Source organism: Syntrophobacterales bacterium, assembly GCA_019429105.1.
Taxonomy (GTDB): Bacteria; Desulfobacterota; Syntrophia; order Syntrophales; family UBA5619; genus DYTH01.
In genome coordinates, this window is sequence record JAHYJE010000061.1 from 1 (window position 1) to 9,297 (window position 9,297).

Annotated in this window: 17 protein-coding genes and 1 pseudogene; all 18 read right to left on the bottom strand. The window is 48.1% G+C overall.

Features of this window, described 5'->3' with window-relative positions; translation table 11 throughout:
- On the bottom strand, positions 1-342 hold a 342-nt coding region (locus K0B01_13870), incomplete at its 3' end, for a hypothetical protein (GenBank protein ID MBW6487227.1).
- Positions 329-625 carry a hypothetical protein gene (locus K0B01_13875; protein ID MBW6487228.1) on the bottom strand — a complete coding sequence of 99 codons (297 nt, stop codon included), beginning with the start codon at positions 623-625 and terminating at the stop codon, positions 329-331. The genes K0B01_13870 and K0B01_13875, both read right to left, overlap by 14 nt.
- Positions 626-737: 112 nt before the next feature.
- Positions 738-1,007 (bottom strand): DNA-binding transcriptional regulator, encoded by a 270-nt coding sequence (locus tag K0B01_13880; protein ID MBW6487229.1) that lies wholly within the window; start codon positions 1,005-1,007, stop codon positions 738-740.
- Between the two features lie 101 nt (positions 1,008-1,108).
- Positions 1,109-1,957 (bottom strand): annotated as a pseudogene (locus tag K0B01_13885) (GDP-mannose dehydrogenase).
- 259 nt (positions 1,958-2,216) lie between these two features.
- Positions 2,217-2,699 (bottom strand): hypothetical protein, encoded by a 483-nt coding sequence (locus tag K0B01_13890; GenBank protein MBW6487230.1) that lies wholly within the window; start codon positions 2,697-2,699, stop codon positions 2,217-2,219.
- Positions 2,700-2,925: 226 nt separating this feature from the next.
- Complete coding sequence (locus tag K0B01_13895) at positions 2,926-3,630, bottom strand: nucleotidyl transferase AbiEii/AbiGii toxin family protein (GenBank protein MBW6487231.1); 705 nt, start codon at positions 3,628-3,630, stop codon at positions 2,926-2,928.
- Positions 3,605-3,877: a hypothetical protein gene (locus K0B01_13900; protein MBW6487232.1), complete on the bottom strand. Its 273-nt coding sequence runs from the start codon at positions 3,875-3,877 to the stop codon at positions 3,605-3,607. The genes K0B01_13895 and K0B01_13900 overlap by 26 nt, the downstream gene beginning before the upstream one ends.
- Positions 3,874-4,134, bottom strand: coding sequence for a four helix bundle protein (locus tag K0B01_13905; protein MBW6487233.1), 261 nt, complete (start codon positions 4,132-4,134; stop codon positions 3,874-3,876). The genes K0B01_13900 and K0B01_13905 overlap by 4 nt, the downstream gene beginning before the upstream one ends.
- A 57-nt stretch (positions 4,135-4,191) precedes the next feature.
- Positions 4,192-4,614, bottom strand: a complete 423-nt coding sequence (locus tag K0B01_13910; GenBank protein ID MBW6487234.1) for a type II toxin-antitoxin system VapC family toxin — start codon at positions 4,612-4,614, stop codon at positions 4,192-4,194.
- Positions 4,574-4,780 carry a hypothetical protein gene (locus tag K0B01_13915; protein MBW6487235.1) on the bottom strand — a complete coding sequence of 69 codons (207 nt, stop codon included), beginning with the start codon at positions 4,778-4,780 and terminating at the stop codon, positions 4,574-4,576. Before K0B01_13915 ends, K0B01_13910 begins: the two co-directional genes overlap by 41 nt.
- A 76-nt stretch (positions 4,781-4,856) precedes the next feature.
- Positions 4,857-5,858, bottom strand: a complete 1,002-nt coding sequence (locus K0B01_13920) for a transposase (protein ID MBW6487236.1) — start codon at positions 5,856-5,858, stop codon at positions 4,857-4,859.
- A gap of 130 nt (positions 5,859-5,988) precedes the next feature.
- The gene (locus K0B01_13925) at positions 5,989-6,195 is read right to left on the bottom strand and encodes a hypothetical protein (protein ID MBW6487237.1); all 207 of its coding nucleotides are present in this window, start codon (positions 6,193-6,195) and stop codon (positions 5,989-5,991) included.
- A complete protein-coding gene (locus K0B01_13930; protein ID MBW6487238.1) occupies positions 6,182-6,649 on the bottom strand; it encodes a PIN domain-containing protein in 468 nt (155 codons plus the stop codon). The genes K0B01_13925 and K0B01_13930 overlap by 14 nt, the downstream gene beginning before the upstream one ends.
- A 220-nt stretch (positions 6,650-6,869) precedes the next feature.
- A complete protein-coding gene (locus K0B01_13935) occupies positions 6,870-7,397 on the bottom strand; it encodes a hypothetical protein (GenBank protein ID MBW6487239.1) in 528 nt (175 codons plus the stop codon).
- 2 nt (positions 7,398-7,399) lie between these two features.
- Entirely contained in the window at positions 7,400-7,870 is a 471-nt protein-coding gene (locus K0B01_13940; protein ID MBW6487240.1) for a hypothetical protein, read from the bottom strand.
- 86 nt (positions 7,871-7,956) lie between these two features.
- Positions 7,957-8,196: a type II toxin-antitoxin system HicA family toxin gene (locus K0B01_13945; protein ID MBW6487241.1), complete on the bottom strand. Its 240-nt coding sequence runs from the start codon at positions 8,194-8,196 to the stop codon at positions 7,957-7,959.
- Entirely contained in the window at positions 8,189-8,455 is a 267-nt protein-coding gene (locus K0B01_13950) for a hypothetical protein (GenBank protein MBW6487242.1), read from the bottom strand. The genes K0B01_13945 and K0B01_13950 overlap by 8 nt, the downstream gene beginning before the upstream one ends.
- Before the next feature lie 385 nt (positions 8,456-8,840).
- Complete coding sequence (locus tag K0B01_13955) at positions 8,841-9,059, bottom strand: hypothetical protein (protein MBW6487243.1); 219 nt, start codon at positions 9,057-9,059, stop codon at positions 8,841-8,843.
- Between the last annotated feature and the right edge of the window lie 238 nt (positions 9,060-9,297).

Genomic DNA, 9,297 nt, shown 5'->3' on the forward strand with positions numbered 1-9,297 from the left:
TATATTCGGCATGGCGGATTGCACAATCGAGCCGTCAGACAGGTGTTTATGATCGCTGAATGCCAATTCCGGTTTATGGCGGGCATTATCGTATCTGAATATCAATTGCCCGTCGGCATTCTGGTACTTGTATGCATAACTAATTATTTCTATTCTGTATTTGGCATCGGCATATACCTTGACATGTAAAACCGATCCATCGACAAGATGAATTTCTGCATGGATTGCAGCCTGCTTCGCCGCCCTTATCTCTTCCTTGATTTCTATGGATTCGGCAAAGCCGTAGTCGTCTATTTTCTCTACAGCCTGGTGAAAAGAATCGAGGTAATCACGAAGCGACATGCTCGATGCTCCTTAACGCATCCAGCCGATCCTTCAAGCGCAAAGAGAGCTTATACTCGCCTGCCCATTCGACATACTCCAAATCCTTGCCTTCCAGGTCTTCAGCGCACAAGTCATTGAGAAGTTTATCCGAAGAGGTTTGATATTTTTTTTCAAATTTCGACAGCCGCTTTTTTGCAAGCTCCATGCTGTATTGAAGGCGGAATGATTCCGTCTCCAAAGCCTCGAGCAAAACTTTAGAGGCTTTATCAGGCATGTCCGTTTTCAATATAATTTTTGGCATGTTATCTCCTTCAAGTTCGGGGGTCAGGTCTTGAAATTTAGCGTTTTCGTAAAAACAAGTGCTGAGGACTGAGCCATGTTAAAAGCCAAAGAATCTCCCGATTTTTTCTGTTTTACGCAATCGCCTTCAGTCCCTTTTCGCCGACTACCGTCAGCAGCCGTAAGGCCGGACCGCCAGGTTTCTTGACGCCCCGCTCCCAATCCGAAACGAGGTTTTTCGAGACATTCAGATAGCGCGCAAATACCGGCTGGGAGATGCGCTCGCGCAGGCGTATGGTCTTGATTTCCTCGGGGCTGAGCACGCGCACCGTGGTCAGACAAGCCTCATCGAACTCGCGCATCGTCTGCTTGTCGATCGCGCCGACCTCGTGCAGCGCATCCATGGTTTCATGGATCGCGGCGAACGCCTCACTTCGATACCTTTTCGTCATTGCTTTCGACCTCCTCAATCTGGCCGGTTGTGATCAGGATGTCCAATTGGACTTCAGAAATCCCCAAGACATGCCTGGCCATCTTTTTCCTTGATGCGTTTGACATGGCCGCGGCCGAGGCCCTTGACCTCGCAGCCGAGCTCGAAATAGCGGCGGATCGCGGCGTCGTCGAGGATGCCGAAGCAGTCGATGACGGCGGCGGGGCGGCCGGTCATCCCGATGACGTCGTCCGGGGCGAGCTTCATGTAGGCGTCATGCCGCACGGCGAAGACCACCGCGTCGGCCCCCTTGAGGGCGCCCGCGACGTCCTGCTCGATCCGGAGATCGGAGAGACTCTCCTGGTTGCGGAAGAAACGCGCCCAGGAATGGCCCGGCGCGGGGTAGCTATCCTGCTTCTCCAGCTCCCACCAGCGCTTGACGTACAGGTCATGGACGCCGATCTCCGCACCCATTTCGGCAAGCTTGCGGACAAGCGCCTCGGAGCCGCTGTAGCGGGTGTCGCCGACGTCCTCACGGTACGAGGCGCCCAGCACCACCACCTTCGAGGCAGCGACGATCTTGCCCATGTTGCGCAGGGCGTCCCGGACAAGCTCGGCGACGTGGAGGGAGCGCGTGTCGTTGATGTCGATCGCAAGCGGCGTCATCTTGAAGATGTCGTCTTCGAAGCCCATCAGCGTGTTGTACGACCAGACGCCGAGGCCCCCGTCCTTCGGCAGGCAGTAGCCCCCGACCCCCGGCCCGGGGAAGATCATGTTCGAGTGCGTGGGGCGCACCTTGATCGCCTGGATCACCTTGATCAGATCGACGCCGTTGCGCTCGGCGAAGAGGCTCCACTCGTCGAGGAAGGCGAGGATCGTTGCCCGGTACGAGTTCTCTACGATCTTGCAGGTCTCGCTTTCAATCGAAAAGTTTGGGGGTCAGGTCTCGAAATTTAGCGTTTTTGCGGGGGGTGACCTCCGTCATCGATAATTTATTCAGCCTCTTTCGTTAACTGCCGGCCAATTCGTTCGAAAAGCGAGGCAGAATCCGGTAGGCGGGCCAGGATGAGATTGAGAAAAGCTTTTGCGTATTGCGGTGTTTCAAGCATCATGGGAAACCTCCTGTTGTCACCCCCACCCTGCCAACCTTGAAGGAGGGAATAGAGGATAATCGGGGAGAGTTTTATTCCAGTAAAAAGTCGATTACATATCGGTGAATGATGCCGTTTCTCTCGGGTGGGAAGAATCTGTCCATGGAGATGACCATCTTTTCATAATTGTCATTGATCTTCTCCAGGTTGCCGAATTCCCTTTCAACAGCCGCCTCGCTTCCCAGGCTGTAGCATACCTGTATGTATTTCTTTTCGTTTTGTTTCTCGGCGATAAAGCCGATCTCCGTTTGATCGATGACACCAATTGCCACCTTATACCCCCGGGCCTGTAACTCCTTGAAAACGATGTTCTCCAGAAGTCCGTTGATATCCCTCTCCCTGTACCCGATCAATCCATGACGAAGCCCGATATCGTTCAGGAAAACCTTGTCAAAAAACTCCAGGAGTTTCTTTCCTTTAATGTCATACCTCGGCGCCTTGTCGATAAGCAGACTCGCCTCGATATAGCTGATATAGTTCAAAATCGTATCTGTATCGATTCTAAAGTTTTCCATGCTTTCGTTTATAGACGAAACAAATTTACGTTTCCATGAATCTTTCGACTATACATCTATATAAAGTTTGGGGGTCAGGTCTTGAATTTTAGCGTTTCTACAGCTCCGCCCTCTGGATTACAGGAGCGCTCCAGGAAGAGGGAAAAAAGATGGGGCAAACACCCTACCGGGCGGAGGAAAACCCGTCTGAATTCTACGAGATAACCATGGCCGCGGGGGTGGGAACTCAGAGTCGTGCAAAGATCTCTTTTCCGGAAGCTGAAAGCAACGAATTGTTCCGGCCATGCAATATATCAAGATGAAGCTCCCGCAGAGAAACGGCGAAGGCTTTTATATCGAACGTCTCCACCCATTTTATGCCATCCAGCAGCTCAACGGGAAATTCTTCAATAATTCTTGATATCTCAATGGGATCGACCCAGAGGTCCTTCTGCCGGGCCTCGCTGAAAACCTCGGGCCAGGAAAAGGTAAAGCGTCCGGCAATGAAGAGAATGTCGGCGATGTCCTTCGGCTCTCCGCGGGACAGTGCGCAGAGTTTGTTCGACAAAATGTTCCGCCAGTGATCCATCCGGGGATAAAATGCCGCTTCCTGAAGATCGCCGTAGTGAAACGCTATATCATTGACAAAATCGATCTTGAGCGGCGTCTCGTCGCGGCGGGCCAGCACACGCACAAAATCGTCCGCGGCGATCCCCGGCTCGAATGCGATTCCGCCGCGACGCAGAGCTTCCAGCGCCTCCGTGACCTGCCGGCGGAAATCGTCCGCCCGGTTTACGAATAGATCGAGGTCGTCCGAATAGCGGTGTTGAAGGTAATGCCGACTGAGCGCCGTGCCGCCGGTGAGATAAAACGCCGCGGATGTCTGGCCAATCAGCGCCAGTACCATGTCCATGAACGGGTAGAGCTTATCCGAATAATACGTTTCGCGCATAAAGATAACGTTCCTTGAGGCTCGCGGGATACAGAAGCTCCAGAACGGCATCGCTCAGGGCCTCCTGGAGATGTTCCGGGGGAATCAGCGCCAGCAGCGTGTACCAGTCATAGGTCATCAGCAGCCGGCGGTAGAGATGAATCCGGTCAATGCCGGCTGCATGATCTATATCTCCCGCAAGCAGCCGGCGGATTTGTTCCGCGGAGACATCCACGTCCCAATAAGCAGCCTTTAATTTAGAGCTCAACTCTTGCATGAAATAATTAGCGAACTAAAGTTCGAAAGCTGCGAGAAACAGAGGGACGCTGTTAACTTATTAACTTCATGACAATATGAACGCTTTGTCTTCGGCAATCTGCTTGGGATGGAAACTGCAGCTCTTCTGATCTGACTTTTAAGGCCGAAATTTTTGGATTCCGGGAAGCATGATGAATTTTCGTATATCATCTTTACAAGCGCCATTGCTTCCTGCCAAACTTTTAGATCGTGATGTGCACGTTTCATAAGCGTTAGGAGTCCGGAATTAGGGATGAAGTGTGACGTTTCACGTTGGCTGGGGATTTAGATCGCCCACAAACTGACATTTTCGATATATATGAAATCTTTCTTATTTCCAGTGTAAAGCTTGAGACCATGGTTTATTGAAGTTGCGGCAATTAAGGCATCTGGTATCTGTAGCCCGTGGCTTTTTGCGTATCGTTCAATGAGTTCTGATGCCGCAACGGAGATTGCTTCGTCTATTTGAAGTATTCGAATTGACGACAGATGACGTTTGATCTTCTTTAGTTCGGCTTTGTGCAACGCACCATAATAAAGCTCCATTACGGTGACAACGCTGACGGCTATCCGCTCCAGACCGATTTTCTCTATCGTTCGAATGACAACTGGATTATTTTTCAGAGCTTCAATGATGATATTCGTGTCACATAGAATCATAGGGGCATTACCGCCATGCTTTTTGCCTGATATCCGCAAGTGAGACATCGCGATTTTTCCATATACCAAACAACTTCCTCAAATCGCCATGTCTGGATAGTCCCGAAGCGCCTTTTTCTTCTCTGTCAACTTCAATGAAATTAATTTCATTCAATACGCTCATCAGCGCATTTAATTTTGCGTCATCTTTTACGTGAATCACTATCCTTTGCATGGCCGCCTCCGTTAAGTTCTGGTTCCTATTATAGACAAAGAGGGAGGGACAGAGGGACGCTGTTAACTTATTAACTTCAGATCAATATGAACGCATGATCTTCTGTAATCTGCTTGCCGCGGACAACGGATTTACTGATGGCAGGAAGGGATACCCCCAGCCTCCGGCTTAAACTGGACATGGAAACACCCAGTTCTCGAACCGCCCAATAGCATAAAAGACTCCGGGCATTCACGATGTGCTGCTGTTTGCCGGCCGCCCAGACATCATCAACCGGAACCCCCATTAATTTGGATACGCGGGTGGCGATTTTATCCACATCCATTCCTTTGGACTTCAGCTTTTGACGCTTTGTCAGGCTCTCTTTGGATTTGTCCAAAACCGCGCTTACAAAATCACTATCGCCCAGTATCCGTTCATCACTGCGCTGGTATTGCCCTTCCTCTCTCTTGTGCTTCAAACCTTCCCATCCGCCTGCGCTCCGGATCAAACCACCGCCGATGAGGTCATTTCTTCGCCCCTGCTCGATCCCCTGTTCCACAAACTGCTGATACGTCCGGCGGGCTAAAGCCGGGTTGCTGCCAAATAGTTTGAGGATTTCGTCTGTTTCCTGCCAGGATTTTCTCAATCCGCCCATCAGGGCGCCGTGACCTGAATAGGGATAGACGTCCAATGCTTGAATGCTCTTAACCAATCCAGCCCGCAGCGGATTAAGATGAATATAGCGCACGAGTTCCAGAAGGTAGGAATCTTCCTGGCAGAGAATGGATTTATAACGGTTCTGAAACAGGTGTCCGTAGCGGCGTCGGCTGCGGTTAAACCAGACAGCGTATCCCGTCAACAGGCGTCTCATAACGGTCGAGACGGGAACGTTCCCGGTACGCAAAAGCAGATGAAAGTGATTGGGCATCAGGGACCAGGCAAAGCAAGTGGTTCCTGTATCCAGAAGAATCTCACCCATCCGGTGAAGAAAGTGATCCCGATCGGCATCCCCGTCGAATATCTTCCTGCGTTCAATCCCGCGAACCATAATATGGTGTACGGCGCCAACGGCATCTATGCGTGATCCTCTAGGCATGGACTCCCGTAACCTTATTTCCAGCCCCCCGTCAAGGAATAAGTTAATAAGTTAACAGCGTCCCTTTATGTTTTTGTCGCCCACGTCCTCGCGGTAGGAGGCGCCGAGGATGGCGAGACCTGACCCCATCTTATTTTTTAATTTCCTCGTACAAATTAGCCGCCGATTTCCCCGCAAAAAGTTCATCTTTTACTTTCAGGTAATCCATTTTCTGCGCCATGTTCTCCCTGATGAAAATGGCCGCTTTGGTAATGCCCATACGTTTAATGAGTGTCTGAACCGCTTCGCTTCTGACCTCTTCGCTGGACGGAACCATTAATTTTTTAGCTGTCAGCATTGTCCGCCTCCTGTTTTAACATGGTCATGGTTAATTCCACCGGATTTACCACTGCAACCGTTCCAGTGTACTTTCGTATAATTCTATCATCACACGTGACAAAATAGTCAGCCTTTAGTCTTTCTGCGCAGGCCAAATGCAGAGCATCAAGACCCTTAATTCCCAAGGCTTCTATCTCTTGGGCCCTTTTTGCCAATCTATCATTTAACGCCTGGATCACGCGGGCTTTATGCAAGACCGAAGTAACGAATAGTTGCCGTTCTGCATAAGGGCTTCGTGAATTTTCGTATATCAACACCTCTGATGAAACAATCGAAATAATACGCTTATCTATCAGACCAAATACTAAAAGCATAGCTGACGCTTCCAGAAAAATCCGGGGTTGCGATTGATCGTCAAAAATTCTATTCAAAGCGCTTGTATCAAGATAAACATTCATACCTTCACTTTTCACTTTTTAACCTCCTTTTGTAATTCTCGGGGGTCTTGCATTTTAGCGTTTTGCGTGTACCACGTCCTTGATGCGTTTGACGTGGCCGCGGCCGGGGGAAATAGGGGGACATGAGGATAAATGGGGGTCTTGCGCCTACTCAAAATCCACCTTTTTGAGGCCAGATTGCCTCAGAATTGACATAAATATAATTGCCCCCGGCTTTTTTGCCATTTTGGTCAGCCTATTTTCTTTCAATCGTATTTGTCATGCTGTTCATAAAGTAGTTGATAGCTTCATAGGCCATTTTGGGATCGATCCTTGCGGGCGGTTTTTTATTTTGATTTTTGCCATGGGCAATCCAATTTCTATATTTCAGCACCTCTTTTAGCCTATCAATGTTATCTCTCACAACCATGAAGTCAAAAAGTGAAAAAATTTCTTCTATCCGCCACCTTTCAATTTCAGCGTTGGTCAAATTATAAATCCCATTCCCAAGATTTTTGGGGCATATCGTTTTCAGAACATCAAGCTTATCAGAAAGGTCATTCCGCAGCGACCGCTCGAAGGCGGCAAAAAGAGACAAGACAACTAAATTGTCAAGCTCCGATAAGGCAATTGCATGAGACTTCGTGAACTCGTCGTAGGGCATGCTTTCAAACATTGTTCTTTTCTGAATACCGGACAGTTGCCGATCAAAAATGCGCCCAGTCACTCTAATGGAGTCCTTAATGAAGAGATAGAATGTATAGATAGAGTCAATTTCCTGCATGCTCAATTGATCCGCTCCAAAAGGGCCAGAAAAATATCTCTTGTAAATTCAGGCTGCTTACCGGTAATGCGGTCGTCTATCCAATGCCAGCCCTCTCTTTTTTGACCATATATTTTAACGGCATTTTCTGCGATCATATTATCACCCACAGACATACCTGTTATCATTTCCGGGCCGCCTTCGGAAAAATATACCAATATTTCCTTGCCGCTCTTTCCAACAAGATCAACACGGCCCTCCGCGCCGATTATTAAAATGCCGACAGGGATAAACTGTGCTAATGTTTCGCCATCTTGCTTTATGATCATTTTTTTTGCAACATAATGACCGATATGCTCTTCCGCAAGCGCGTGATCTTCAAATAGGTGCATACACGGAATATCGGCTTCTTTTAGCCAACGGATGACATCCCCATACAACGATTGAAGCCTTGCATTATAGATGTGAATTTTTTCATGCCCTGATATTTTCATTGATTTATCCTCGTCTTATCATTCGTCAATCATTTCATCAGTATCATAATTTTTTCTGTGCTTGCCTTCCCAATTTGTCAATGTATCTACTTCAGCAACCCTTCAATTTCTTCATCCGAGAAACCAAACTGACGTAATATTCTCAAAACATAAGGCGGTGAAAACTCCTTTTGGCCCATATCAATCGGGGTAACCCTTTTTCTCCCTTCGACATAGCGCACATATAGCTTATGATCACCTTTGCCTTCTCTGTAGAAACTACACCCGCGGGATTCCAGCAACCTTATGAGCTGCTTTACTTTCAAAGCGGGAATATTCTTAGGCATATAATGTTCTCATCTCCAATGGCCTGGAAACAGGCAAGGGCGCTTCTACAGTCAGAAACTCGTGCAATTCCTTGATGGACAATGGTTCGGCATAAATATCAGCGTCGGCCTTTCTGGCTTCCGCAATAGAATCAACGGCATCCTTGAGGTTTGATATTGCCGTTTTCCTTGAATGCCCTTGCCCCACGCAACCATTCTCCAGACATAAAGCAACCCAATAAGATTCATTTTTTTTCAACACAATCGTGTAAAATTCCATAGTCATACTCCCAATTAACTTATGTGCGATTGTTCCGTAATCATTTCATCCGTGTCATAATCTTTCGGCGCCGTCCCTCCCAGAATCGTCCAGTAGGTCGTGGGTGACAATCCATTGCCGGGACGCTTGATTGCTATATTATCTGTCATATTCGATCAGCATGATCTCTCCTCACAAGTCTTGGGGGTCTTAAAATTGTCATTTTTCGTGAGTTTTTTAAGGTGGTTTTTAGAGATCATTCAATCGAAAAATTGTGGTCGGTTTCATCGTCGGAAACAACCCGAAGGAGAAGGAGGTTGTCGATAAATGGGTCAGGAGGAAATCGGAGTTATGCAAAGCTCGCCTTTAAGGTAATATACGATGATATTGGTGTCTATCAGGTACACTATCGCCCGTCCCATTCTTTTCGCAGCTTTTTCTGAAAATTAACTCCGTCTATTTTGGTTTTCTTCAGCATACCGGCTGCCTGCAAAAACGCATCACCAGGAATATCTTCTGTGGCAACGGGGGTTACATCAAGAAGAATATGCTTTTGTTTACCAACAGCAAAACCCGGGTTGGGTATGAACCAGCCGTCCTTTTTTACTATCGCTTCAACTCGCATATTATTTTCTCCTTTTTTGGTTTTTTTTGGGGGTCAGGTCTTTAAATTTAGCGTTTTGCCGGGGGTGCCTTCTTCTTATAGACATTTGATCACCGCATCCACAATATCGGTTATATTCGGCATGGCGGATTGCACAATCGAGCCGTCAGACAGGTGTTTATGATCGCTGAATGCCAATTCCGGTTTATGGCGGGCATTATCGTATCTGAATATCAATTGCCCGTCGGCATTCTGGTAC